The sequence below is a fragment of the Coprococcus sp. RTP31081st1_H1_RTP31081_211007 genome (assembly GCF_040227275.1).
In the GTDB taxonomy this organism is placed as follows: domain Bacteria; phylum Bacillota; class Clostridia; order Lachnospirales; family Lachnospiraceae; genus Coprococcus; species Coprococcus aceti.
This window is the reverse complement of record NZ_JBEHVP010000002.1, coordinates 78947-105049: the sequence shown is the minus strand read 5'-3', so window position 1 is coordinate 105049 and position 26103 is coordinate 78947. Positions and strand designations below refer to the sequence as shown.

The following is a 26103-nucleotide window of genomic DNA, read 5'->3' as shown; positions in this document are numbered from 1 at the left end:
GGGATAAAACGTATAATGAGTATAAGGAGTGAAAAGAATGATATCAAACCAGATTCTTCAGGATACAATAGACGGATTAAAAGGTATAACAAGAACTGACCTGTGCGTGTTGGACACAGAGGGAAAAGTGCTTGCGTCAACACTTAAGGATATAGATGACTGCGAGGATTCAGTTCGTGCATTTGTTGATTCACCGGCAGAGAGCCAGGTTGTAAGAGGTTATCAGTTCTTCAAGGTGTTTGACGATAACCAGTTAGAGCATATTCTCATGGCAAAGGGCGAGACCGATGATACATATATGGTCGGCAAGATTGCAGCATTTCAGATCCAGAACCTTCTGGTCGCATACAAGGAGAGATTTGACAAGGACAACTTTATCAAGAACCTTCTTTTAGACAATCTCCTTCTGGTTGATATCTACAACAGAGCAAAGAAGCTCCACATAGATACTGATGTGAGAAGAATCGTATTTATCATAGAGACAAAGAATGAGAAGGATACCAATGCACTTGAGACAGTACGTAATATCTTCTCAGCCAAGACAAAGGATTTCATCACTGCTGTGGACGAGAAGAACATCATTCTTGTCAAGGAAGTCAAGTCCAACGAGACATATGACGACATGAACAAGATTGCCAAGGTCATCGTTGACATGCTCAATACCGAGGCGATGTCATCTGTACATGTATCATTCGGAACAATTGTCAATGAGATAAAGGAAGTTTCACGTTCATACAAAGAGGCTAAGATGGCTCTGGATGTTGGAAAGATATTCTATGAGAACACAGATATCATAGCATACAGCAATCTTGGAATAGGACGACTTATTTACCAGCTTCCACTTCCTCTGTGCAAGATGTTCATCAGAGAGATATTTGACGGCAAGAGCCCTGATGAGTTTGACGAGGAGACTTTGTCAACTATCAACAAGTTCTTTGAGAACAGCCTGAACGTATCAGAGACATCAAGACAGTTGTACATCCACAGAAATACTCTGGTATACAGACTTGATAAGTTGCAGAAGAGCACAGGCCTTGATCTGAGAGTATTCGAGGATGCCATCACATTCAAGATCGCTCTTATGGTTGTAAAGTACATGAAGTACATGGAGTCACTGGATTATTAAAATGTCCGGTGGACAGTTATCTGGAATATAGATTGCATAGAAGCGGCAGCCTTACATATGGATATATGAAGACTGCCGCATCGTGTATTAATTTTAATTCACAAACTATACACAACAAAACAATCAATATGTAGTATAATGAAGCGAGGATGAAATGAATCAGAATCATCCGACTATGGACAAATGTAAGATAATGTACAGTTTATGCCGTAAAGAGGCAATATAGGAGACATGAGATGATAGAGTTAGAGAACGTGAGTATGACATACCCTGGGGGCAATCAGGCGCTCAAGAATGTGAACATCAATATAGAAAAAGGCGAGTTCGTATTTATAGTTGGAAGCAGTGGATCAGGCAAGACCACTCTGTTTAGGCTTCTGCTCAAGGAGCTCGATCCTACGGAGGGAAATATCACTGTTGCCGGATACGACTATGGCAAGATAAAGAGAAAAGATATACCGAAGGTCAGAAGAAGGATTGGAGTCGTATTCCAGAACTTCAGGCTTCTGAAGGACAGGACTATATACGAGAATGTTGCATTTGCACAGAGAGTTATCCAGACTCCGGCGAGATACATCAGAAGACGTGTTCCGGCCATGCTGACGCTGGTTGGACTTGCAGACAAGTACAAATCATATCCAAAAGAGCTCTCAGGTGGTGAGCAGCAGAGAGTTGCCATGGCGAGAGCACTGGTCAACAATCCTGACATCATACTGGCGGATGAGCCTACAGGAAATCTCGATCCTAAGAACTCATTGGATATCATGAACCTCCTTGAGGATATCAACAAGAGAGGAACCACAGTTGTCGTGGTAACCCACAACAAGGATATCGTTAATGAGATGAAGAAGAGAGTTATCACCCTGAAGAAGGGTGTAATTATCAGCGACGAGAAGGAAGGAGGATATATAGATGAAGATTAGTACATTTTTCTATATCCTCAGACAGGGCTTTGCGAATATAAGAAGAAACATATTGTTCTCACTTGCATCACTTGGAACCATCATATCATGTCTGTTCCTCTTTGGAATCATATATGCGGTGGTTGTAAACTTCCAGTCCGGTATGCAGGAGCTTGAGAATACAGTTACAATATCAGTGTTCTTTGACGAGGATGTGTCGGACGACACGATACAGCTTATCGGATCACAGATAAGAACTCTGGATTATGTAAACACGATGGATTACGTGTCGGCGGATGACGCATGGAATAAATTTGTTGAGCAGAACTACGATGATCCACAGGCGGCAAAGGATGCATTTGGCGAGGACAATCCACTTAAGAATTCGGCCTCATATGAGGTTACGCTCAAGGATGTGGCCAGACAGCCGGAGTTCGTGGCATTTGCCCAGGGGCTTTCAGGAGTCAGAAAGGTCAAGAGCTCTGACGTGACTGCGGACAGCATCACGACACTGTCATCCCTTGTCGGATATGCATCCATAGGAATAGTTGTGATACTGATGCTGGTATCTATCTTCCTTATAAGCAATACTATCACCATAGGTATCACGGTGCGAAAGGAAGAGATAGGGATCATGAAGCTGATCGGTGCGACAAATGTATTTGTACGGGCGCCGTTCATCATAGAGGGCGTGATCATAGGTGCGGTCGGTTCGGCTATACCTCTGGTCCTTCTGTACTACATGTATGATAAGATACTGACATATGTTGCCGGAAGATTTAAGGTTGTCACAACGCTGTTTGCATTTGTGAGCCAGCATGACCTGTTCAAGACCATGATACCGGTTGGACTTGTGCTTGGTATCGGTGTTGGACTGGTAGGAAGTATCCTTACCACGAGGAAGCATTTGAGAGTATGATATAATGAGCATTGCGACGGATGCGCTTGCGCAAGACGTCATAATGCGAATGCCCTCATTGAGCCGGCAGGCGATATAATATAATGAAGCACGCTGATGCGTGCGCAGGTCATCGCGCTCACGCACGACGACATAAGATATACTAGTTAATTGTTAGATGGGGATAACAAGGAGTAGTAGATTATGAAAAAGAAAGTCAACGTAAAAGGGAATATCAGAAGGATGGCATTGCTTGTTGCGGGATGTGTAGTCATGGGGGGCATGGCTGCGTCTCAGACCGGGGGAAATATGGCATATGCCATGACGAAGGAAGAGGCTGAGCGTCAGAAGGATGATGCCAGTGAAAACGAGAAGAATGCCAAGGACGTTCTGGATTCTCTGGAGGAACAGCAGAACAAGATCGTTCAGGACGTTGCGGATCTGGATGCCAAGATGACATCCGTCCAGACTCAGATAACGAGCCTGCAGGAGCAGACAGACGAGCTCCAGACGGAGATAGACACAACTCAGAAAAGTCTGGATGAAGCTCAGAAGGCAGAGGATGAGCAGTATGAGGCGATGAAGCAGAGAATACAGTATCTGTATGAGGAGGGGGAGACGGAATATGTCGATGCCCTGCTCACATCCATATCATTCAGCGATCTCCTGAACAAATCAGAGTATATAGACCAGATATCGGAATACGATCAGAGGCAGCTTGCAAAGCTGATCAAGACCAAGACAGATATTGCCAATTATGAGGCGCAGCTTGAATCTGACCTCAGACAGGTGGAGTCGGTCAAGACGGATCTGGAGAGTAACGAGGCTGAACTGCAGACCATTATAGATCAGAAGCAGGAAGAGATCACCAGATATGATGGTGATATAGAAGCCCAGAAGTCGTTGATGAACAAGTTCACTGTGGCCCGTGAGGAAGCCGAGAGACGTATCGCGGAGATATCCAGACAGGAGATGGGCAAGGCAAATGCAAATGGTACGGGTGCGTATACGAAAGATGGAAAGGTATACGACACCTCCAAATATAAGGGCAAATTCATGTGGCCGGTATCGACCGGAGGTGTTATCACGGATGAATTTGGTTACCGAGATGCTCCTACAGCGGGAGCAAGTACATATCATCAGGGACTTGATATAGGCTGTGATTATGGAACAGATATTGTTGCGGCGGAGGCCGGCACAGTCGTGATGTCCTGCTACAATGGCGGCGGTGGCAACATGGTCATGATCAGCCACGGCGGCGGAATATGTACGGTATATATGCACAACTCACAGCTATGTGTAAATGTTGGCGACAAGGTTGTGAAAGGTCAGGTCATAGCAAAGGCAGGAAGTACGGGTGTGTCGACAGGTCCGCATTGCCATTTTGGCGTGTCGATAGACGGAACGTATGTCAATCCGCATGACTTCCTTGGACAGTAGACCGGGCAGGGGATATGGAGAGATTCAGGTATTTGATGGCAATACAAGGTTAGGAGATAATGATATGAGGAAAATGTTGAAGAAGACAGTAGTGACAGCGGTGCTGGCAAGTACGGTGATCGGTCTGACGGGCTGCGGTACATCAGGTGTGTTCAGTGGCACACTCAGCGGCAAAACCGGCAGTTCCACCAAGATAACCTATGATGGCAATCTGTTGGATGCGGACGTACTTGACAAGACAGAGAAGATCGAGAGTATCATAGACAATTATTATTACAATGATATTGACGATGATACGATCAGGGAGGGCATATACAAGGGTATAATGGAATCCCTTGACGATCCGTATGCACAGTATTACACCAAGGAAGAGTATGCCAAGCTGCAGGAGGATGATTCAGGTGAGTATGCCGGAATCGGAGTTACGGTCAGCAAGGATGAGGATACGGGATATGTCCGTGCGGTAAATATCCTTGAGGGTGCACCGGCTGAGAAGGTGGATATACAGCCTGATGACATTATTGTACAGATAGATGATCACGAGATCACTACAGACGATGATCTTGACTACCTCGTATCACTCATAAGAGGCGATGCTGGAACTGATGTTACGCTGAAGATATACAGGGAGCGTGATAAGGCTTACCACGATGTCACCATCACCAGGGAGATCGTTGAGTACAGTACGGTATCATCATTTATGATAGACGACAAGATCGGATATGTGAGGATCACGCAGTTCATAGACAACACAGACGAGCTTTTCCAGAAGGCAGTTGAGGAGCTCAAGAATGAGGGCATGCAGGCACTGATGATCGATGTCAGAAGTGATCCGGGTGGAATGCTCACCACGGTCGTAAACATTTGCGACTATCTGCTCCCAGAGGGAACCATAGTGTCCATCAAGGACAAGACCGGCAAGGTTGTGGACGAGTATAAATCGACAGATGATGAATACCTCGATATGCCTATGGTAGTCCTGACAAATGAGTACAGTGCCAGTGCGTCAGAGATACTTACATCGGCACTCAAGGAATTCGGGGCTGCAACTGTTGTAGGAAAGAATACCTACGGTAAGGGAATCGTGCAGAGTGTTATACCACTTGGTGATGGCACAGCGATCAAGCTCACGACACAGAAGTATTTCACACACGATGACAACGATATCCACAAGAAGGGTGTTGCGCCTGATATTGAAGTGGATCTTCCAGATGATTATACCTATGAGGATTTCCAGGGCAAGAATGACAGCCAGTACCAGAAGGGTATTGAGGTTCTGAAGGAGAAGCTGAAGTAGGGATTAAGATAGAGATTGGTATAAATATAGTTATATAATAGATTTCAATACTGAGTGGGCAGGGCAGATGACGTTACTGCGTTATATAAATTTGTCAGTGAAGTATCTGTTCGAATGCTATCGTATATGTAAAATGCATAAATAATTAAAACAACATAATTTTTAGATAATATGCAGCACAAAAGTGCTGCATATTGTGTTATACTAGGAAATGTTCAGAAATCTGTTATAAGTAATAAAAGGCAACAAAGGAGATATACATGGATAAGGAACTGATTATCGTATTGGACTTTGGCGGACAGTACAACCAACTGATCGCCAGACGTGTAAGAGAGTGTAATGTATATGCCGAAGTACATCCGTACACATTGCCGCTGGAGAAGATCAAGGAGATGAATCCAAAGGGAATCATCTTTACAGGCGGACCAAACAGCGTATACAAAGACGATTCACCTAGCTGCAGCAAGGAGATATTCGAACTGGGTATTCCTATTCTCGGAATATGTTACGGTTCACAGCTCATGGCTCATCTGCTGGGCGGCAAGGTCAGCACGGCCCCTGTCAGCGAGTATGGAAGAACAGAGGTTGAGGTTGACAAGACATCCAAGCTGTTTGCAGATGTGAATGACAAGACCATCTGCTGGATGAGTCACACAGATTATATTGCAGAGGTACCAGAGGGCTTCAAGAAGACAGCTTACACTCCTGTATGCCCAGTGGCAGCCATGGAGAATGCTGAGAAGAAGCTGTATGCGACTCAGTTCCACCCAGAGGTTATGCACACCGAGGAAGGTATGAAGATGCTCAGAGCATTTGTCATGGATGTATGCCAGTGTGCAGGCGACTGGAAGATGGATTCATTTGTAAAAGATACAATAGAGAGTCTCCGTGCCAAGATAGGCGATGGCAAGGTGCTGTGCGCCCTGTCAGGTGGTGTGGACTCATCAGTAGCTGCGGTTCTCCTGTCCAAGGCGATAGGCAAGCAGCTCACATGTGTGTTCGTAGACCACGGCCTTCTTCGTAAGAACGAGGGCGACGAAGTTGAGGCGGTATTCGGACCAGATGGACCTTACGACCTGAACTTCATCAGAGTAAATGCGCAGGACAGATTCTACAGCAAGCTTGCCGGAGTAACCGAGCCTGAGGCAAAGAGAAAGATAATAGGCGAGGAATTCATCCGTGTATTCGAGGAGGAGGCCAAGAAGATCGGTGCCGTTGACTTCCTCGTACAGGGAACCATATATCCTGATGTCATCGAGTCGGGCCTTGACAAGTCAGCGGTCATCAAGTCCCACCACAACGTAGGCGGACTTCCTGACTATGTAGATTTCAAGGAGATCGTGGAGCCACTCCGTCTTCTCTTCAAGGACGAGGTCCGCAAGGCCGGCCTTGAGCTTGGAATCCCAGAGTACCTGGTATTCCGTCAGCCATTCCCAGGCCCAGGCCTTGGAATAAGAATCATCGGAGAGGTCACAGCCGAGAAGGTCAAGATCGTTCAGGATGCCGACGCCATCTACCGTGAGGAGATCGCAAAGGCAGGCCTCGACAGAAGCCTCGGTCAGTACTTCGCAGCCCTGACCAACATGCGTTCAGTTGGCTGTATGGGAGATTTCAGAACGTACGATTACGCCGTAGCACTCCGTGCTGTAAATACAACAGACTTCATGACAGCAGATTGTTCAGAGATACCATTTGAGGTGCTTCAGAGGGTAATGAACAGGATTATTAATGAGGTCAAGGGTGTTAATAGAGTAATGTATGATCTGACTAGTAAGCCGCCTGGAACGATTGAATTCGAATAACGGATTAAAATGCCGAAAACCTGTATTTATGCGGGTTTCCGGCATTTGTTTTATCAAATGGCTCTGGTTTGGCTCTATTTGTGGGGAGAGTAATTGATGCAAATGTAATTTTTCATAAGAATGAAAAGGAAAAAATGATATGAAGAAATGCAAACTTCTTTTTTTTGATTTAGACGGAACTTTATTACAGAGTGAAAAAACAATATCAACAAGAACATTATCAGCTCAAAAAAATGCAGGGAAAATGATATATTGATAGGTGTTTCCACCTCCAGAAGTGAGCAAAACTCTTTGGTATTTTTAAATGAATTGATGCCCGATATTTTAATATCGAGTGGAGGGGCATTAGTAAAATACAAAACAGAATATATTTATAGGGCAGAATTTTCCGAAGAAGAAACGAATGTGATGATTGACATGGCAAGAAATATTTGTGGAAATGATTGCGAAATTACGATAGATACAATAGATACACATTATTGGAATTATAAAATAGATCCTAAGAAGTTAGATAAGAGTTGGGGAGATAGTATTTATACAGATTTTTCAGATTTTAACGAATGTTCATTAAAAATGTGTGTCGAGATATTTAATCAAGATAAGGCAGATAAGCTGGCTCGAAGTCTCTCTGATTGTGATTGTATTCGTTTCTCTGATGGATTTTGGTACAAGTTTACAAAAAAGAATGTGACGAAAGAAAACGCAATTATGAAGATTACGGAAGTATGTGGATTTAGTACAGATTCAATTATTGCATTTGGAGATGATTATGCAGATATCGGAATGCTTGAATTATGTGGAACAGGTGTTGCAATATGGAATGCGATTGATGAGGTAAAAGAGAGAGCGGATATTGTAATTGGTTCAAATGACGAAGAGGGAATTGCGGATTTTATTGAAAATGAAATATTGTAGATATGTACATGGAGAGGAAATATGGTGGAAGTAAGATTTTATGATACAGTTAATGATGAACTATTGAAATTTGCAGTAATTATCTCACAGAGTAACGGCAAGTGGGTATTTTGCAAGCATAAAGAAAGAGATACATATGAAGTGCCGGGAGGGCATAGAGAAGCTGGGGAGAATATTCTTGAAACGGCTAAAAGAGAGTTACAGGAAGAAACAGGGGCAGTCAAGTTCGAGATAAAGCCGATATGTGTATACTCAGTAATCGGTAAGACCAGAGTAAATGATACTGGGGAGGAAACATTTGGACTGCTTTGTTTTGCAGAGATAACTGAATTTGCAAAAGAATTACATAGCGAAATGGAGAAGGTTGTGTTTATGGATGAGCTACCCGAGAAATGGACATATCCTTTGATACAGCCTAGGTTGATAGAAAAGTATTTGCAGATGAAATAAAGCTATAATGGTACAATAATAGCTATCTCAGTTGCCAGACCATATGAAAGGCATCATCCAGAAAATAATAATTGAGGATTGTACAATGAAGTATGGTTATATTGAAAGAATTATGGTGTTAGAAGGATAATTGAAGCAATATATGTAATGAGAGATAGGAAAAAATGATAAAAAAGTATGTAATATAGCCTTGATTAAGAGTTGTTTAACTTTTAGCCAAGGCTTTTGTTGTACATAAGTTGAATATGAAATATGGGGACGTTTATGATTGGTAACAATACTGGAAGTAAAAAATAACTGCGAAAATGTAAATAAAATATTTACAACAATGTGCGGGAGTGATACTATAATTTATATGAATGCGGAATTTATATCAAGGAGATTAATATGCAGAATAGTAATGATTTGTTTGATTTGAGAGCAGCAATAGGAAGTAAAATAAAAAAACAAATGGAACAGCAGGCGATTTCAAAGGCTGAATTATGTCGTGAAACTGGCATGTCGAGACCAACGTTGGATAAGATGATCTCAGGAAGTATTACAAATAAGACGAATTATGATAAACATATATCAAAGATAATGGATTGCCTTGGGATATCGTCGGATGTGCTTTTAGGCAATATAAAAAAGAATCGGACTAGAAATATTAGAGAGATTTTAAGGAAATCTATTGAAGACATAGCAAAATTTACTGGCATATCAGTAGATCGTTTGAAAGATATAGAAGACGGTGCGGAGGCAACATTAACAGAACTGAGAGATATTGCTATGTGCTTTTCTACAAGCGTCAATGTAATACAGGAAAAAAATTTCTTTGAACCTCAACTGGCAGAGATGGATTTGTTGATTTCTACTATTGCTGAAAAGGGTACCAATGATGTAAGTGGTTTTTGGGGTCATGTTGGGATTCGGATATCGCGTGGAAAAAAATACAAATGGTTTCCTATTACTAGAATTACCAGAAAATTTGTATATCAGGATATGGAAAACAAATACATGGTAATCCCGTGTATGAACAACAAGGTTCTATTTCTGAATATGGATAATATTGATAGAGTTGTATTGTTAGACGACGCATGTGATCCGCCTGCTGATTTAGATTGGCCGATGTGGAGTGGGGAAGAAAAAATTAGTGAGGGAGAAGTCCCTCAGGTGTTATATGAACTTCTAGAGGATTATTACTTTGGCGAATTGACAGAGATTTCAGACAACTTGCATAAATGTTTAGAAGGGTTCGTTAGAGAGTATAAAATATCTGAAGAAGAAATGAATGATATTGTAAGTGGGATTGAAATATATTATGCTGATGGGCTGCACGAATCAGATACGATATATTTTGATGATAATGAAAATATATCAGAAGCAGTCTCGTATGTGTATGATCATGATGATTATGACGATTATGATTGTATGGATGAGGTTCTATATTATACTGGATATTGTGAATGCGAGAATTTGATAAAATTAAAGAATATAGCTATGTTAGAATTGCCATTTATAAAACTTGAAAATGCTATAATCGAAAAAAATGACTTATGAACATAAGGGGAAAGGAAAGGGTGGATATTGTTTGGACAAGAAAATATTTATAAGTCATTCTTCTAAGGATGTACGATACGTAGAAAAAATAATAGATCTTATTGTTGATATGGGTGTTCGTGAAAAACAGATATTTTGCTCGTCTGTACCAGGCTTTGGGATTCCGATGGACAAGGATATATATGATTATCTTGCAGAAGAATTTAGCAGGACTGACGTACATGTAATATTTGTGCTTTCGCGCAACTACTATAAAAGTATTCCCTGTTTGAATGAAATGGGGGCAGTATGGGCACTGAAAAAAGAGTATATGACTATATTATTGCCTCATTTTGATTATCAGGAGATCAAAGGCGCAATAAATCCCAGACAGATTTCGTTAAAACTTGATTCCGATCAGGGGGAGATGAAGGAGCGGATTGAGGAAATGAGAACTAAGTTAAGTAAGGAATTGGAGCTGCCTCCAATTGTTGTTACGAGATGGGAGAGGAATAGAGATAGGTTTATTAAGGATGTGTTGGAGATTGATGATTGGTTTTAGAAAGTTTGAGATATAAAATCAAGAAGGTGTCTCATAATTGATTGAATTCTCAAAATATAGTTTGGGTTGTATTAAATAAAGTTGAAGCCATTCGTATCGATTTTATATGACGAATGGCTCATGCTTTATAAATAACAAATGAAATTACTATTTAGAGGTATAAAAAATTTTTGGCTGTCTTAAGTCGTAAATTAAAGATTCATATTTAGTATAATCTTTATAAAAAAATGTCCTTATAATAGGTACTAATGAAAAAATAGAGACCGTTTCAAATTTTGTGTAAACGTTAAAAACCGATATAAGATTTGTGAATAGTTACAAATGGGCAGAGCCGACTTCGCGGGTTCTGCCCATATCTGCATTATACAGGAGTTTTTAGGCATGTCAATAAGACCTGGCTAAAACTTATCTGTTTTACAGGTTCCGTCCTGCCAGGCGTTCTTCAAAATAGATTTCCAGCTGGGAGTAAATCTGACCCCAGTCGTGCCTATGACCTGTCCATTTTTTCGTGATATCCATAGTTGCCAAATACAGCATTTTTAAAAGGCTGTCATCCGACGGAAAAACAGTCTTGCTTTTTGTTACCTTTCGGAGCTGGCGGTTAAAACCTTCGATGGCGTTTGTTGTGTAAATCAGGCGACTTACTGCTTCTGGATACTTGAAATAAGTCGACAGAGTTGCCCAGTTATCATACCAGGATTTGTAAATCTTAGGATACTTGGAATCCCATTTATCTCTAAACAGCTCTAGCTCATTTAATACTGTTTCTTCCGTTGGTGCAGCATATACGAGTTTCAAATCAGTCATTAGTTTTTTGATGTCTTTATATGAAACAAATTTTGTTGAATTACGGATCTGATGGATGATGCACTGCTGGATCTCTGTTTTAGGATAAACAGCCTCAATTGCTTGTGGAAATCCATTCAAACCATCAACACATGCAATAAGTATATCTTCAATTCCACGGTTTTTTAATCCATTCATGATTGAAAGCCAAAACTTTGCACTTTCGTTTTCGCCTACGTACATTCCAAGGACATCCTTGTCTGTGATCCTGCTGATTGTACTATCAGAAATATCAATATCGTATAATTCGCGCATGTGAGATTCGATATCGCCGGTTGTCATTCCCTTGGCATACATGGAAAGTATTTTTTCTTCCATGTCCTGAGTTACGGTATTTTGATATTTTTTAATCAGCTGTGGTTCATAATCACCGTTACGATCCCTTGGAATGGCTACATCCATATCTCCATAACTGGTATGCATAGTTTTATGGGAATGTCCATTTCTACTATTGTCCGTTTCTTTGTTTCGGTAGTCATACTTGGAATATCCTAATTCCTCATCCAGTTCTTCATCCAAGGCACCTTCTAAAAGGACAGACATCATGTCGCGCATGATACTGTTTACATCGGTGCCGTCTTTGATGCTGATATCATTATTTTTCAGATAGTCACGCATCATTTCTCTCATTGCTGCTTTTTGTGGGCTGTCTTTTCTTCTTGCCATAAAAATAACCTCCAAACTGAGTAATTTTATCTTACATCAGTTTGGAGGTTTACACAAACTTTGGGATGCTCCTCATGAGAAACAGCTGTATGATTGTTTCTTTATCAAACTTATTCAGTTGTTCCTAATCATACATTTTTGCCATAACAGACCTCCGTTTACATGAGTCTATTATACTATATCTCTTTTGAATTGGCGAATTGTGAATCCATGTGTTTTCGTCATAATGACTATGCCTCAGACTTCTTATACTGCTTGTAGATATGCTTTAAGATAATCAGATCTTTTGAATATCGAAATGTACTTGACCGCATGTAACGAATTAATTCTGTCCCCTGCAACATATATATCTATGCAGGGAGTAGGTGCTTTTTTACGTGAAATATCATATATTTTTCTTTGTTATGCACAAAAGTTATCAGCTCATGTACTCAAATGATACTTCTTTAACCGACTTTCTCGGCTCTATTGTCAAGCCCTCCATCAGCCACCTGAACTGTTTTGCAGTCAAGCTCTTTACTTCACTTGCATTCCGCGGCCACTGGAACAAACCATTTACAAGTTTCTTGTAAAGCAGAAGAAAACCATCACCTTCCCAGACTAATCCTTTGATCCTGTCTGATCTTCTCCCACAGAATAAATACAGCGTATTGGCCGCTGCCGGATTCTCGATGCCTAGTGATCGGAGAACTCCGGCAAGACTGTCTATGCCATATCTCAGATCAGTTCTGCCGCATACTATGTAAATGTTATTAAAACAGGTGGCTTTATTTAGCACGTACAGCCACCTCCATAATTGTCCGTATTATGTTCACGTCTGCTGTCACCGGTATGCTTATATTTAATTGTCCATGATTTATAGTGATCATATCTGTAGAAATATCTTGCGAGGTATCAACATCTTCGCACTCGATCCTCACTACTTGATTTATTTGAGCAGCCTCATTTTTGCTTTTGATATAAGCATTTTCTCGTACAAGCCTCAGCCAATAATAATACTGGTCTTTTGAAATGTTATTCTGATCCAACCAGTCCTTGGTCTTCAAACCGCTATTCTTGCATTCTTGGATAATCAAAGCCCAGCTTTCTAATTGTTTTTCTCTTGCAACTAATCGTGTATCCATAGACAACCTCCTTAACGTAGTTGGAAAATCCGCACGGATTTTCCAACTTTTTAGGAAGATTATCTCAAATTTTTTAAGAATACGGTAGGGTACTGGCTATGGAGCGTTTACTTTATAGAAGTTATATTTCTGTCTGCGTTTTCGTCTGATAATTAGTTTTTCCTGCTTCATAATACGGCGAACCACTTTTTCAGAAACTTTTACACCTTCACGATGAAGCAGCATATGAATTCTTCGATAACCAAATATATCTCGATTTTCATGAAACAGTTGTATAATTCTTTTGCGAAGATCAGAGTATTTATCTTCTGCATAAATGGTTTTTTCTTGATAATAATAGCTGCTTTTTGCAAGGTTAAGCTTTTTAAGAAAATCCGGCAGTGAATACTTATTTTTCAAGGCATCGATTATCACTGCCTTCTCCCAATTTGTGAGAGCTGTCTGGTCGATGCCGGGGTCTTTTTTTAATACATTGATTGTTTCTTTAAGAATATCTATTTCCATCTGCATATCGAGCATCTGAGCTTTAAGCTCATTGATATCTTCAGCAGAGGTAATATCGTTTGGATTTACATTAATGCGGGCAGTAGTTTTTTTCATGGGTTGAAAACATCCCTTCTCCCGATACTTCCTAATCCATTTATATATCAAGGAGGGGTGTATCCGATTTCTTCTGCCACTAATTTTACAGGCTCGCCTTTAATAAAGCAACGTTTAATTACGTCATGTTTCAATTCAGTTGGAGCTTGTCTCCAATGCTTTTGATTTGGAACATCGTAGTATTCAGGATACTTTTTGCGCCAATGATAAAGCATCGGTGAAGATGGATAACATAAGGTCTGAATTACTTTATCAGGTGATCCTGTGGCTTTTAACAATACAAGTGCTGTCGATATTTGTTCTTGTGTGTACCTCATAACATATCAGGCATTACACAGTCCAACTTTTTGTCCGCATGCTCTTAATCAGACACTGCAAATAAAGGAAATGCTGTAAAAACCTTCGTTGATTTTTACAGCATTTTGGGCTATAATAAAAGATGAAATATAGTATTGATTTGGAAAGGATGGTAACTATGCCAAATATATTACCGGTATCTGATTTGAGAAATTACAATGAAGTGTTGAAGAACTGCCAAGTGGGGGAGCCTGTTTTCCTTACTAAAAATGGCAGGGGCAGATTTGTGGTGATGGATATAGAAGATTATGAGCGTGACAAAGCTGAAAAGAAACTTTTAGAAAAGTTGCAAGAGGCAGAGGCGACTGTCAAGGATGGAAAAGGTTGGTTGTCATTGGATGAACTAAGGACAAGGGTGGGAGAATAGAACATGATGAAGTTACGGATTAATCCGTTAGTGGCAAAGGACTTGAAATCTATTAAGAATTATATTGCTGAGGATAATACAGATAAAGCATTGGAAACAATACAGGAGATTTACAGACAGTTTGAGAATATACAGCAGTTTCCTTACATTGGTGTAGACTTGTCTAAGCGTGTGAGTTTTAAGACGGATTATAAGTATGTGGTGTGGAAAGATTATGTTGTGCTGTATAAGGTTGTTAAAGAAGCAGTGGAGATTTACCGGGTGGTAAATCGGTATCAAGATATTACGAAGGTGTTTGGATAAAGTGGAGGGTAAAAATATGATAGATTTTACACAGTTGGGATTAAATACATTTCAAAAACAGATTAATCCAAGAGATATCTTCATGAGATTAACAAATAAAACGGAAAAATATCAGTATCCAAGAGATGTGCAAGGCGAAGTTTGGAAGCAATGGTTTGAGCAGAGAAATAATAGAGATACAATTATAAAAATGAATACGGGAAGTGGAAAGACCGTTGTGGCTTTAATGATTTTACAAAGTTGTTTGAATGAAGGTATAGGCCCGGCTATGTATGTTGTTCCTGATAAGTATTTGGTTGAACAGGTAATTAGTCAAGCAAAAGAATTAGGAATTAAGGTTATTGATTCAGAAACGGATTTGGATTATTCGCGTAAAAGAGCGATTTTAGTGACAACTATTCAAAAATTGGTTAATGGAAAGAGTGTGTTTGGACTTAGAGAAGAAAATAATTACAACATTGGAAGTGTCATTATTGATGATATGCATGCATGTATTGGAAATATTCAAGAACAATTTTCTATAATAGTTCCTAGGACAGATTCATTATATGAGCAAATTATTGCATTATTTTATGATGTGATGAATGTACAAGCCGAGGGGCGCTTTGCTGAAATTGTAGAAGATAGAAACATTTATGATAATATGTTAGTACCATTTTGGAGTTGGCAAGAGAAGAGTCATGAAATGTATCAATTGTTATGTGAAAATAGAGAAAAGAATTTTATCAAATTTAAGTTGAATCTTGTGAAAGATTCAATAAAATTATCTCATTGTTATATTTCTGCTAAAGGTATTAGTATTGTACCTAATTGTACACCTATACACAAAATTAAAAGTTTTGACGATGCAAAGCGAAGAATTTATATGAGTGCTACATTGCCAGATGATAGCCCATTTGCAACAGTAATGGGAGTAGATTTTAAGGAAGATATGAGAGTTATTACCCCTGAAAAAGCGAATGACATTGGAGAGCGATTAATAGTTGTACCTAAGTTAATTAATAAAGAGTTAACTGAAATGGAAATGAGAAATGCACTTATTGAAAAAGCTAAGGAATATAATGTTGTTGTACTTGTTCCTTCGTTTGCAATGTCAAAATATTGGGAGAGTAATGGGGGTGTAGTTTTATCGTCTGGAAATATTTCTGAAGGTGTTAGCCATATTAAAGAAAATAGTCATGGTTTATATGTAATTGTGAATAGATATGACGGGATTGATCTTCCCGATAATTCTTGTAGAATTTTAGTTATAGATGGACTCCCGAATATAAGCAATATGAATGATAAGTATGAACATGAAGTTGTTAGAAAAAGTGAAAGAATTCAACGTGAGCAAATACAAAGAATTGAACAGGGAATGGGAAGAGGAGTACGGTCGAGTAATGATTATTGCTTAATCTATTTATTAGGGAATCAGCTGACGAATGTTTTGTATGCTGAGGATGGATATAATTATTTTAGCAGTGCGACGAGAGCACAATTTAAATTATCTGAGAAAATGTGTGAGCAAATTGAAGGACAATCAATAGATGAGATTATGGGTATAGGAGATTATATTCTTCATAGAGATTCTAGTTGGATTGAGATATGTAAGAATGCTACAGCTAGTGTAGAGTATGTTTATTCAGTTAATATTAGTAACATGGCAAAAATGACAAGGAAAGCATTTGACTATGGAATGTATGGTGATTATGTAAAAGCGGCAGAAAGTATTAATTGCTTAGTCAACGAAGAAAAAAATGCTAGAGTAAAAGGATACTATAAACAAATTTTAGCAGAATATACAAATTTTATAGATCAAAGTGAAGCACAACAAATACTGAAATCTGCTAAAAAAGATAATATGGATGTTTTGAATCCTATTGAGGGAATTCAGTTTTTGAAAGTATCGGGAAATTTACCAGAACAGTCAAGGAATATTATTGATAGAATTAATGCGTTAAATTTTGATGAAAATAAATTTATATTATATATGGATGCTATTATGGATGACCTAAAGTTCTTAGAAGGGACGTCAAAGAAATTTGAAAATGCAATAAAAGATGTATTTTCGATAATTGGATATGGAGCAAGACAACCAGAAAGAGAAGTGGGAAAAGGACCAGATGATTTTATTATTTTAGGTTCTGGCAATTATTTGGTTATAGAGTGTAAAAACGAAACGACAACGGATACAATTAGTAAACATGATTGTAATCAGTTGAATGGATCCTATGCGTGGTTTCAGAATTTGTATCAAGATGAACAAGTAAAATGTATTCCTGTGATGATTCATAATAGTAGGATATTTAGTTTTGAATGTTCTCCAACTTCAGAAATTAGGATTATGACTCCTGAATTATTAGAAAAATTTAAAAAAAATGTAAGAGGTTTTGCTGTGGCAATGTGTCAGAAAAATAATTTTAAAAACATGGAAAAAATCAATAATTTGATACGCACCTATAAACTAAACAGAGAAGTTATAATTGAAGAATATACAACAATTTTTTCTGTAAAAAGTAGGTAATAAACGTATATTAATTAATGAAGACAGGATAAGGGCTTTAAAGGTGAAAGTTGTTACGATATAATAAAATGCTTTCTAGATAAGGTTTTATGCCCTAAACAAAAGAGATTAATTATTACTTGCGATGTATTGATGATATGTTTAGTTCTGAAGACTTTATCAAAGGTTGGGAGATATTTAATGTCGAAGGATAATAGAGATTTTTTTAAAGAGAAAAAAGATTGGTCGGAGATTAAAGATACATTATTGGGCGCATATTTAAAACCATATTTTCAAAAAGTTTTGATGACAAAACGTCCAATTTTTTATGTGGATTGCTTTTCTGGGAAAGGTAGATTTGATGATGGAAAACCAGGTTCTCCGATTATTGCACTTGATATACGCAAGGATTGTATTGCGCAGACAAGATCAGAAAATGCTCAGATTGATATGTGTTTTATTGATTTAAATTACGCATCAGATCTTGAATTAAATTTGTCTAGTTATTCTAGTTGCTATTGGAAGCCTGCTATTTTTTCGGGTAAATATGAGGAAAAAATTATTGAAATCCTTAAAACCAAGAAAAATGTTAATGTATTTTTGTACATTGATCCATATGGCATTCAGGCATTAGACTCTGAATTGTTTGATATATTTTCAACTTTTGAATTTGCATCATTTGAAATGCTAATAAATTTTAATTCCTTTGGCTTTTTTAGAGAGGCCTGCCGTGCATTAAAAGTTGATTATACAAAAGATCGTGCATTAACAGATCTTGAGGATTTGGTTGAGTACTCACCTATACAAGTGGAAGCAGATCAAAAATCTATCAATTTACTTAATAAGATTGCGGATGGAACTTATTGGCAGGAGATAGTTAGGGATTTTAATATGGGGAAATTTGATGGATATCAGGCAGAAGAATTACTATCCGCAGGTTATAAAAAACAATTACGAAAGAGATATTCATATGTTCTAGATATGCCAATACAGATTAAGAAAACAAATCATCCTAAATATCGAATGATACATGTATGTAACCATGAAGAAGGTTGCTTATTGATGGCACAGAATATGTTAAATCGTACAGATGAGTTAGTTTTAAATATACAAGGCGAAGGTCAGATGTCAATTTTTGATCTGATGTCAGATGTAAGCACTGATAGCTCAGGAAAACAAATCACTATTCAGGATGTTAAAGGCAAAATGAAAGAGCACTTATTAAATTATAACACGGGAGTGCATTTGAGTAGGCTAACTGCAGAATTTTATGTAAAATATGGATTGATAGGTTACATTAGCATGGTTAATGATGCTCTTAAAGAATTAGAAAAAGATGGATATATACAGATTGTGAGACAACCTCAATTTTCGGAGAAGACAAACAAGCCATTAAAATTTATGGACGAAAAGGGGAATCACAATGTAATAATTAGGAGGTTGCAACCATGAAGCGAGTGGCTGGTTATATTCAGCGAAAGTCAATGCTCTATGAAACAGGTGTTGAATACGGCGATTATACAATGAATCATGTTTTGGGATGTGCTCACGGATGTAAATTTCCATGTTATGCTTTCTTGCAAAAAAAAAGATTTGGACAAATACATACTTATGAACAATGGCTGCAACCATATTTGGTATCTAATACATTACAACTTCTTCAAAGTGAAATACCAAAGCTTCGAAATAGAATAGAATCAGTTCAACTGTGTTTTACCACAGATCCTTTTATGTATGAGTTTGATGAAATTGCTAAAATGAGTAAAGATGCGATTCGACTTCTAAATTTAAATGGGATAAAATGCACAGTTTTGACGAAGGGAATACTTCCGCTTGAATTGGGATACAAAAAGAATTATTCAATGGATAATGAGTATGGCATTACATTAATTTCTTTAGATGAAAAATATCGGGAAAAAATGGAGCCGTATGCAGCGCCTTATCAGCAAAGAATAGATGCTTTAAAAGCGTTGCATGATTCTGGGTGTAAGACATGGATAAGTATGGAGCCATATCCTACACCTAATTTGATTGATCAGGATATAAATGAACTTTTAGAAGCTGTGTCATTTACTGATAAAATTATTTTTGGTAGAACGAATTATTGTAAAGAGGTTTCACTAGGATATCCGCAGCATAAACACTTTTATAATGAAAAGGCAAAGCAAGTGATTGATTTTTGTGAAAAAAATAAAATAGATTCTTATATTAAAGAAAAAACAATTACACCAGATATATAAATTTTTTGCTATAGATAAATGCATAAATTGAAAGCGAGATGTTTTGATTTATTGAAATAGGAGATAAAATCTGTATAAGTTGGCATTATGTACCAAGGAGCAGATATATTGTGATTGTTTGGTAAATAAAGATAATGAAAGATTATTTACGTCGATAATACGCATGGAAATAATAAAATTTATGAAGTGGAGAAAAGCATACAGCTGAGAAATTTACATAGAGATGGATGATATTAAGTATATAATAAGTTACATTGTTGAAAAATGTTTGCAATGGCTATATGCAACAAGAAAAAAGCGATTTGGATATAGAATTATTGTTGGGATAATCTTGCTTGTTTTGCTTGTTCTTGGTCTAGCATTGATATTGTATATATTAGAGGCATTTTTGCTATATAATTGCATAGGGAATAATGGCGCAGATTTTGCTAGAATTTTAAGTGTAGTGGTAAGTACGGTAATTTTGATTATATTGTTAAACTGGGGAACTGGACAAGATAATTATAGCGAAGTATTATTGAGTTATTATTATTTAATAAGCAAGAGAAAGAGGTACCAATATAATTGGATAAAAATTATAGTAATTTTATTTGTAATAGTATTTTTGATTTCAACATTGTGTCAAGAAATAGATATTATTGCACAGGCGTTAAAGTTTAATCTGCCAGAGACCCTAATCATAGGGTTTGTAATTATATCTTTGTTTATATACATTCCATTAACAGAATGTGTTATTGATGAAGTGAAATTTTATAGGGTGAAATCAATTGCATCAATAGTGCAATTTTTGATTTTATTAGTTATATATATTACTTCCATGATGGATATGTCATCTGATGACGTAGGAAACATATATGATATAATGATTTTCGCAATTGGGCAAATTGCTTTTGCGGAGAGCGCAATAAGTAATTATAAAAGTATGTACAAAAAATTGAAAGAAGAGAAAAAAGATGAAGTAGAGAAATATCTTGAAGGAGTTGACAAACAATATGAAAAAAATGAAGAAATGATTCGGTCGGATATAAAAGAAGCAAAAAATTTTGTGGGAGAAATAGTTGATTTATGGTCTAAAATGAATTGGAAACAACGGATAAAAGTTGTAAGTGTTTTGTTGGCATTTATAGGTTTCTATGTGCTTCTTATATGGATATCAACATTATTGAGCAATATATAAATATATATATATTTGTTTTTATGTAAATGGGTACAATTTGGGTACAGCAGCTTTGAAACCACATTAACAAAAAATAAAAACGTATCAAAATGATACGATTTTGATACATGATAACATCAGATTAACATGAAAAATCGAACCCGAAAAAGAGTTTGAATAACGGACTAAAATGCCGAAAGCCTGTATTTATGCGGGTTTCCGGCATTTGTTTTATCAAATGGCTCTGGTTTGGCTCTATTTGTGGGCGGGATAAGGGTTGCGAAAGCACTGACGGAGAAATAAAGGCATAATGGTAAGGAAAAAGTGATATATGCATCTTGGAAGTACAGGAATACTGAAAATTATAAGTTCAGCTGGAACAAAAAGTATGTTATGTACTGGAGAATTCCGGGGATCTGTGGGGAGTAATTGCGGGAAAAAAGGGAAAAGCGTATAATGCAAGAAAATAATGTTTTCACAGTGTAAAATAGAGGAGAGAACTATCATGCAGAAAATACTGATTGTAGAAGATGATACAAATATCAATAATCTGCTTCAGGAAGCATTATCAAAAGCAGGCTATTCCTGTGAGCAGGCGTTTTCCGGAACTGAGGCAAAGCTGCTTTTGAATATGCAGGAGCATAGCTATGCACTGGTGTTGCTGGATTTGATGTTGCCGGGAATTACAGGAGAAGCAGTTCTGGAGGAAATACGGAAAAAGGGAAATCTTCCGGTTATTGTTTTGACTGCGAAAGATAGCTTGGATGAAAAGGTAAAGGTTTTAACTAGTGGGGCTGATGATTATATAACGAAACCTTTTGAAATCAGAGAGGTACTGGCAAGAATTCAGGTACAGCTTCGTCATACAGAAGAAAAGGAAATAAAAGAATCTAACCTTTCGTTCAGAGAGATGGTATTGAACAAAGCTACTTTTCAGGTCAGCATTGGTGGAAAAATACTTTCTAAGATAACAAGACAGGAGTTTGCGATTTTAGAATTACTGCTCAGAAATCCGAAGCAGGTTTTCAGTAAAGAGGACATTTTTGAATATGCGTGGGACGAACCATATATGGGTGAAACAAAAACTCTGGATGTACATATAAGCAATATTCGTAAAAAGATAAAAACAGTTACATCTGAGGAATATATTGAAACAGTCTGGGGAATCGGTTATCGTCTTCATCTATAATCTTTACTCTTTTTTTACTATTTATTTGCGTTTGATTAGGATTATTCCTTTATGATAAATGCAGATAAGAAAAAGGAGATGAAAAACTTGAGCGAAATGTTATTGGAAACAAGAAATTTGACTAAGCAATATGGACACCATAAAGCTGTGGACAGTGTCAATATGCATATTAAAAAAGGTGCTATTTATGGTTTTATCGGTCGGAATGGAGCTGGGAAGACAACTTGTCTGAAGATGATCAGTGGACTTTCCAAGCCAACTTGTGGAGAAATCGAGATGTTCGGATACAAGGGAAAGGATTTGCAAAAAGTTCGATCACGGATAGGATGTCTGATTGAGGCACCGGGACTTTATGAAAATATGACTGCATATGAAAATTTGAATATCAAATGCAAGCTGTTTGGAATAAAGAAAAAAAGTTATATTGAAGAAATATTGAGAATTATCGGTCTGGAGGATGTGGGAAAGAAAAAAACAAAACATTTTTCGCTTGGAATGAAACAGCGTTTGGGAATTGGTCTTGCTTTGGTTGGAGAACCAGATTTATTAGTTCTTGATGAGCCAATCAATGGATTGGATCCACAGGGTATTGCAGAGATCCGGGATACGATTCAGAGACTTCAGAAAGAGAAGAATATGACAATATGCATTTCCAGTCATATTCTTGAGGAATTATCGAAGATTGCTACTGATTATGGAATTATTCATAATGGAAGTTTATTACAGGAAATTACAAGAGAAGAATTAATAAGAAGATGCAGTGAACGGATAGAGTTGACATTGGATCATCCGAAACAGGCGATTCCGGTGCTGGATTCTATGGGATTTACCAACTATCAGGTAACAGATAAAGAGCATATTCATATTTTTGAACGATTGAATGAAAGTGCAGCGTTGAATATGGAACTTGCAAAGGCAGGAATTCCGGTAAAAGGGATTTCCATAACCAGTGAAGAACTGGAAACTTATTTTCTGAATCTGACGGGAGGTGCGGATCATGCTTAATATAATAAAAATGGATTTATACCGGATGCTTAAAACCAAAAGTATGTATGTAATCTGGATCGTACTGGCAGCAATATTATTGATTACAACATCTTTAAGCAAGACAGATTATGAGCTTTTGACTGAAAAGGATGTCATGAAACAGGAGCAGGTTACTGAACCTACTGTGGATAATATTAATGTGGGAATGATGGTAACGCTGCCTACGGAGCCGGGAGAAAAGGTGACGGTATATGATATCTTTTTTGCCAATTCCCAAGGAAAATTGTATGCACTGCTTTTGGTGATTTTTACTGTTCTGTTTTCAACAGCGGATATCAGTAGCGGATATATTAAGAATATAGGAGGTCAGGTTAGAAATAGAGGAACTCTGATTTTTTCCAGAGCAATTGCCTTGGCTGTCTTTACGGTACTGACAATGGCAGGTGCATTCTTATTTCAGGCAGCGGCGAATGGTATTGTTTTCGGGGAATTGGAATGGGGAAATACAAAGGCAATTTTATCTTATTTTGTGACTGAACTGGCTCTTCATTATGCACTTGTGCTGATTTGTATGGCGATTGCAATTATTTTGAAAAATAATGTAATCAGCATGGTCATTGCTGTCTGTCTTAGCATGAATGTAATGACCATTGTGTATGGGGTGATCAATAGTGCCATTCAAAAAATAGGAATTCAGAATTTCCAGATTTATAAGTATACGATAACAGGAAAATTATCACTGCTTCCTATGAATCCGAGTGGAAATGAGTGTTTGGCGGCATTTGGTGTGGCAATAGTGTTCATCGTTATGATGATATCAGTAAGCAGCGTTGTTTTTCAAAAGAGGGATATTTAACGGATGTATATCGTAATTGGGATATTAGCAGGAATTATTATCTTACAATTTATTATTATGTGGAAATACCAGCGGCAGGTGAAAGACATCTGCCGCCAATTGGCGTTTATGATGAAACATGACAGTAACATGTTGATTAACCATGAATTTGATGTGGGTGGAATAGGAAAGCTTTCTGACAAGTTGAATGAGCTTCTGGAACTGCGAAGAAAAGAGAAGCAGCATTATCAGGAGAAAGAAGCTCTGATTGCGGACACTTATACAAATCTTTCTCATGATATCCGCACACCACTGACATCTTTGGACGGATATTTCCAGCTAATGGAAGAATGTGAAAATATAGAGGATCAGAAACGTTATTTAAGCATTATCCACGAAAGAATTCATAGTCTGAATGAAATGTTGGAAGAACTTTTTATGTTTACAAAGTTAAAAAACGAATCTTACAGTTTGGAATTGACATTGTGCTGTATGAACCGGATTTTGAAAGAAACAGTTTTTTCATACTATGATGAATGGGTAAGAATGGAAATTCAGCCGGATATTCAGATTACGGAAGAACAGTTGTATATACATGGAAACAGGCAGGGACTCCGCCGTGTTATCCAGAATGTGATAAAAAATGGGTTGGATCATGGAGAAAAGAAGATTAGCATTGTGTTGGAACGTGATCAAAATCAGGCGGTGCTTAGAATCAGCAATCAGGTTACACATCCAGAACAGATTAATATAGATCAGGTATTTGAGCGATTTTATAAAGCAGATGTTGCCAGAAGTAAAACATCTACTGGATTGGGACTATCTATTGCAAAGGAGTTGGTTAGTCGGATGGATGGAGAGATTGAAGCAAAGATAGAGGAAAACGAGTTTATTGTTGAAATGAACTTTCCGATTGTAACCGATGCTAAATAGTATTTTGCGACGTAGAGGGATAATCAATAATTTTTATTTATCCTTGCAGAAGCATTAGCTCTTATGTTGGGATACTATCTAAGGAAAGTACCCATGACAGGGCGTTAAGTGTCCGGGGGGACGATTGTTTAGCGCCGACCGGAGCGGAGCGTAGAGGTGGCCTCCCGAGTTTTATGATATCGGACAACCGGAATACATAGGAAGGGGTGCTAGGTGCCAGTGGCACCTGCTTAGCACCGACCGAAACGGAGTGTAGACGTGGCGCCGATGTCGGCTTATGAGATCATTTCGATTTTCATTGGGATATTAGCATTGTTGATGTCCTTTGGTATAGTATAAATTGATAGAAAAAACAGAAAGTGAAAAATTCGTAGTAAAGAAGGAAGAAAATAATGAGGGTATGTGAGATATGCAATGCAAAAAAAGAAGATAGAATAATTGCAGGAATGAGTATTTGCAACAATTGTTTTACTAGATTACAAGGATTAAGAAATGGAAATGAGGATGATTTGCTATTCTTTAGAGACCCCATAAATGTTTCTAAATTTTCCCATAATGCAAAAGAATATATTGATGAAGTTGCAACAGATATTGAAAAGTCGCATAGGACAGCTGAAGAAATAATCATTGAAAGAAAGCGAATGCAAGAAGATGAAATGGAGAAACAAGAGTATGCACGTTCATTAATAGGCTTATATGAATATGCAGTTGAAACAATATTAAATGAAGATCATGGGTGTGTTGATGCAAAGAGAATGACTGAATTGATAAACAAGCGTGCTAGAGAGGGGTGGAAGTTACATACTGTTTATTCAAATGAGCTAGGCAAAAATGCATTAAAGGTGTTGGGATTAGTGGAAAATTCTACTGCTTGTGAAGATGTACTTGTATTCGAAAGAAAACTGATGGATAAGTAGTTCAAAGTTTAGTTATGTAGAATTGAATGGATACAGAAAACTATAAAAGAATAAGCATAGGCAGTTGGTTTTATAATGAGACTGCCTGACATCAATTATTTATTGTACTTAAAGGCGGGATAGAATCACCAAACCAGATTCTATCCCGCTTTAATTTTTACAAATCTCCCCATTCCCCATCTTTTATG

The 26103-nt window shown here is 37.7% G+C and carries 24 protein-coding genes and 1 pseudogene; 21 read left to right on the top strand and 4 right to left on the bottom strand.

Annotated elements, in window-relative coordinates:
* Positions 1-37 precede the first annotated feature (37 nt).
* From ABUA31_RS04695 to ABUA31_RS04650, 10 genes and pseudogenes are all read left to right on the top strand, one after another.
* Complete coding sequence (locus ABUA31_RS04695; protein WP_055224350.1) at positions 38-1126, top strand: PucR family transcriptional regulator; 1089 nt, start codon at positions 38-40, stop codon at positions 1124-1126.
* Between the two features lie 236 nt (positions 1127-1362).
* The gene (ftsE, locus tag ABUA31_RS04690; RefSeq protein WP_022216898.1) at positions 1363-2049 is read left to right on the top strand and encodes a cell division ATP-binding protein FtsE; all 687 of its coding nucleotides are present in this window, start codon (positions 1363-1365) and stop codon (positions 2047-2049) included.
* On the top strand, positions 2039-2947 hold the full coding sequence (ftsX, locus tag ABUA31_RS04685; protein WP_118758191.1) for a permease-like cell division protein FtsX: 909 nt from the start codon (positions 2039-2041) through the stop codon (positions 2945-2947). The genes ftsE and ftsX overlap by 11 nt, the downstream gene beginning before the upstream one ends.
* A gap of 183 nt (positions 2948-3130) precedes the next feature.
* Positions 3131-4366: a murein hydrolase activator EnvC family protein gene (locus ABUA31_RS04680; protein ID WP_055147198.1), complete on the top strand. Its 1236-nt coding sequence runs from the start codon at positions 3131-3133 to the stop codon at positions 4364-4366.
* Between the two features lie 64 nt (positions 4367-4430).
* Positions 4431-5663, top strand: a complete 1233-nt coding sequence (locus ABUA31_RS04675; protein WP_349818837.1) for a S41 family peptidase — start codon at positions 4431-4433, stop codon at positions 5661-5663.
* 260 nt (positions 5664-5923) lie between these two features.
* The gene (guaA, locus tag ABUA31_RS04670; protein ID WP_349818836.1) at positions 5924-7465 is read left to right on the top strand and encodes a glutamine-hydrolyzing GMP synthase; all 1542 of its coding nucleotides are present in this window, start codon (positions 5924-5926) and stop codon (positions 7463-7465) included.
* 139 nt (positions 7466-7604) lie between these two features.
* Positions 7605-8380: pseudogene (locus tag ABUA31_RS04665) on the top strand (HAD-IIB family hydrolase).
* A gap of 21 nt (positions 8381-8401) precedes the next feature.
* Positions 8402-8830 (top strand): NUDIX hydrolase, encoded by a 429-nt coding sequence (locus tag ABUA31_RS04660; protein ID WP_173795988.1) that lies wholly within the window; start codon positions 8402-8404, stop codon positions 8828-8830.
* 387 nt (positions 8831-9217) lie between these two features.
* Positions 9218-10369, top strand: a complete 1152-nt coding sequence (locus ABUA31_RS04655) for a helix-turn-helix transcriptional regulator (protein WP_173795987.1) — start codon at positions 9218-9220, stop codon at positions 10367-10369.
* A 31-nt stretch (positions 10370-10400) separates the two neighbouring features.
* Complete coding sequence (locus ABUA31_RS04650) at positions 10401-10910, top strand: toll/interleukin-1 receptor domain-containing protein (protein ID WP_173795986.1); 510 nt, start codon at positions 10401-10403, stop codon at positions 10908-10910.
* A gap of 414 nt (positions 10911-11324) precedes the next feature.
* On the opposite strand, the gene ABUA31_RS04645 is transcribed toward ABUA31_RS04650, so the two are convergent.
* The 4 genes from ABUA31_RS04645 to ABUA31_RS04630 form a co-directional block, all read right to left on the bottom strand.
* Positions 11325-12386 carry an IS256 family transposase gene (locus tag ABUA31_RS04645; RefSeq protein WP_173796019.1) on the bottom strand — a complete coding sequence of 354 codons (1062 nt, stop codon included), beginning with the start codon at positions 12384-12386 and terminating at the stop codon, positions 11325-11327.
* Positions 12387-12840: 454 nt separating this feature from the next.
* Entirely contained in the window at positions 12841-13200 is a 360-nt protein-coding gene (tnpB, locus tag ABUA31_RS04640; protein ID WP_173795985.1) for an IS66 family insertion sequence element accessory protein TnpB, read from the bottom strand.
* Entirely contained in the window at positions 13190-13546 is a 357-nt protein-coding gene (gene tnpA / locus ABUA31_RS04635; RefSeq protein ID WP_173795984.1) for an IS66 family insertion sequence element accessory protein TnpA, read from the bottom strand. The genes tnpB and tnpA overlap by 11 nt, the downstream gene beginning before the upstream one ends.
* A gap of 96 nt (positions 13547-13642) precedes the next feature.
* Positions 13643-14146, bottom strand: coding sequence for an IS3 family transposase (locus tag ABUA31_RS04630; protein ID WP_349818835.1), 504 nt, complete (start codon positions 14144-14146; stop codon positions 13643-13645).
* Positions 14147-14621: 475 nt separating this feature from the next.
* On the opposite strand from ABUA31_RS04630, the gene ABUA31_RS04625 reads away from it, so the two are divergent.
* The 11 genes from ABUA31_RS04625 to ABUA31_RS04575 all read left to right on the top strand — a co-directional run bounded on the left by ABUA31_RS04625 (position 14622) and on the right by ABUA31_RS04575 (position 25915).
* Positions 14622-14870, top strand: a complete 249-nt coding sequence (locus ABUA31_RS04625; RefSeq protein ID WP_173795982.1) for a type II toxin-antitoxin system prevent-host-death family antitoxin — start codon at positions 14622-14624, stop codon at positions 14868-14870.
* Positions 14871-14873: 3 nt separating this feature from the next.
* Entirely contained in the window at positions 14874-15173 is a 300-nt protein-coding gene (locus tag ABUA31_RS04620; RefSeq protein ID WP_173795981.1) for a type II toxin-antitoxin system RelE/ParE family toxin, read from the top strand.
* A gap of 16 nt (positions 15174-15189) precedes the next feature.
* Positions 15190-17679: a DEAD/DEAH box helicase family protein gene (locus ABUA31_RS04615; protein WP_173795980.1), complete on the top strand. Its 2490-nt coding sequence runs from the start codon at positions 15190-15192 to the stop codon at positions 17677-17679.
* A gap of 180 nt (positions 17680-17859) precedes the next feature.
* Positions 17860-19110 carry a three-Cys-motif partner protein TcmP gene (gene tcmP / locus ABUA31_RS04610; RefSeq protein ID WP_173795979.1) on the top strand — a complete coding sequence of 417 codons (1251 nt, stop codon included), beginning with the start codon at positions 17860-17862 and terminating at the stop codon, positions 19108-19110.
* The gene (locus tag ABUA31_RS04605; RefSeq protein WP_173795978.1) at positions 19107-19898 is read left to right on the top strand and encodes a radical SAM protein; all 792 of its coding nucleotides are present in this window, start codon (positions 19107-19109) and stop codon (positions 19896-19898) included. Before tcmP ends, ABUA31_RS04605 begins: the two co-directional genes overlap by 4 nt.
* 223 nt (positions 19899-20121) lie before the next feature.
* Positions 20122-21075 (top strand): hypothetical protein, encoded by a 954-nt coding sequence (locus ABUA31_RS04600; RefSeq protein ID WP_173795977.1) that lies wholly within the window; start codon positions 20122-20124, stop codon positions 21073-21075.
* Positions 21076-21559: 484 nt separating this feature from the next.
* Positions 21560-22243 carry a response regulator transcription factor gene (locus tag ABUA31_RS04595; protein ID WP_349818834.1) on the top strand — a complete coding sequence of 228 codons (684 nt, stop codon included), beginning with the start codon at positions 21560-21562 and terminating at the stop codon, positions 22241-22243.
* Positions 22244-22294: 51 nt separating this feature from the next.
* The gene (locus tag ABUA31_RS04590) at positions 22295-23248 is read left to right on the top strand and encodes an ABC transporter ATP-binding protein (RefSeq protein ID WP_349818833.1); all 954 of its coding nucleotides are present in this window, start codon (positions 22295-22297) and stop codon (positions 23246-23248) included.
* A complete protein-coding gene (locus ABUA31_RS04585; protein ID WP_055147242.1) occupies positions 23241-24086 on the top strand; it encodes a DUF2705 family protein in 846 nt (281 codons plus the stop codon). Before ABUA31_RS04590 ends, ABUA31_RS04585 begins: the two co-directional genes overlap by 8 nt.
* Positions 24087-24089: 3 nt before the next feature.
* Positions 24090-24998, top strand: coding sequence for a sensor histidine kinase (locus ABUA31_RS04580; protein WP_349818832.1), 909 nt, complete (start codon positions 24090-24092; stop codon positions 24996-24998).
* A 392-nt stretch (positions 24999-25390) separates the two neighbouring features.
* Complete coding sequence (locus ABUA31_RS04575; RefSeq protein WP_055224314.1) at positions 25391-25915, top strand: hypothetical protein; 525 nt, start codon at positions 25391-25393, stop codon at positions 25913-25915.
* Positions 25916-26103 lie beyond the last annotated feature (188 nt).

Excerpts from the sequence above, each read along its gene's own strand:
- ABUA31_RS04645 (WP_173796019.1), bottom strand. The coding sequence starts at position 12,386 with ATGAGAGAAATGATGCGTGACTATCTGAAAAATAATGATATCAGCATC.
- ftsX (WP_118758191.1), top strand. The coding sequence starts at position 2,039 with ATGAAGATTAGTACATTTTTCTATATCCTCAGACAGGGCTTTGCGAAT.
- ABUA31_RS04600 (WP_173795977.1), top strand. The coding sequence starts at position 20,122 with ATGGATGATATTAAGTATATAATAAGTTACATTGTTGAAAAATGTTTG.
- ABUA31_RS04620 (WP_173795981.1), top strand. The coding sequence starts at position 14,874 with ATGATGAAGTTACGGATTAATCCGTTAGTGGCAAAGGACTTGAAATCT.
- ftsE (WP_022216898.1), top strand. The coding sequence starts at position 1,363 with ATGATAGAGTTAGAGAACGTGAGTATGACATACCCTGGGGGCAATCAG.
- tnpA (WP_173795984.1), bottom strand. The coding sequence starts at position 13,546 with ATGGATACACGATTAGTTGCAAGAGAAAAACAATTAGAAAGCTGGGCT.
- ABUA31_RS04660 (WP_173795988.1), top strand. The coding sequence starts at position 8,402 with ATGGTGGAAGTAAGATTTTATGATACAGTTAATGATGAACTATTGAAA.
- ABUA31_RS04590 (WP_349818833.1), top strand. The coding sequence starts at position 22,295 with ATGATAAATGCAGATAAGAAAAAGGAGATGAAAAACTTGAGCGAAATG.
- ABUA31_RS04595 (WP_349818834.1), top strand. The coding sequence starts at position 21,560 with ATGCAGAAAATACTGATTGTAGAAGATGATACAAATATCAATAATCTG.
- ABUA31_RS04630 (WP_349818835.1), bottom strand. The coding sequence starts at position 14,146 with ATGAAAAAAACTACTGCCCGCATTAATGTAAATCCAAACGATATTACC.
- ABUA31_RS04575 (WP_055224314.1), top strand. The coding sequence starts at position 25,391 with ATGAGGGTATGTGAGATATGCAATGCAAAAAAAGAAGATAGAATAATT.
- ABUA31_RS04675 (WP_349818837.1), top strand. The coding sequence starts at position 4,431 with ATGAGGAAAATGTTGAAGAAGACAGTAGTGACAGCGGTGCTGGCAAGT.
- ABUA31_RS04695 (WP_055224350.1), top strand. The coding sequence starts at position 38 with ATGATATCAAACCAGATTCTTCAGGATACAATAGACGGATTAAAAGGT.
- ABUA31_RS04680 (WP_055147198.1), top strand. The coding sequence starts at position 3,131 with ATGAAAAAGAAAGTCAACGTAAAAGGGAATATCAGAAGGATGGCATTG.
- ABUA31_RS04605 (WP_173795978.1), top strand. The coding sequence starts at position 19,107 with ATGAAGCGAGTGGCTGGTTATATTCAGCGAAAGTCAATGCTCTATGAA.
- ABUA31_RS04655 (WP_173795987.1), top strand. The coding sequence starts at position 9,218 with ATGCAGAATAGTAATGATTTGTTTGATTTGAGAGCAGCAATAGGAAGT.
- ABUA31_RS04585 (WP_055147242.1), top strand. The coding sequence starts at position 23,241 with ATGCTTAATATAATAAAAATGGATTTATACCGGATGCTTAAAACCAAA.
- ABUA31_RS04580 (WP_349818832.1), top strand. The coding sequence starts at position 24,090 with ATGTATATCGTAATTGGGATATTAGCAGGAATTATTATCTTACAATTT.
- ABUA31_RS04625 (WP_173795982.1), top strand. The coding sequence starts at position 14,622 with ATGCCAAATATATTACCGGTATCTGATTTGAGAAATTACAATGAAGTG.
- tcmP (WP_173795979.1), top strand. The coding sequence starts at position 17,860 with ATGTCGAAGGATAATAGAGATTTTTTTAAAGAGAAAAAAGATTGGTCG.
- guaA (WP_349818836.1), top strand. The coding sequence starts at position 5,924 with ATGGATAAGGAACTGATTATCGTATTGGACTTTGGCGGACAGTACAAC.
- ABUA31_RS04615 (WP_173795980.1), top strand. The coding sequence starts at position 15,190 with ATGATAGATTTTACACAGTTGGGATTAAATACATTTCAAAAACAGATT.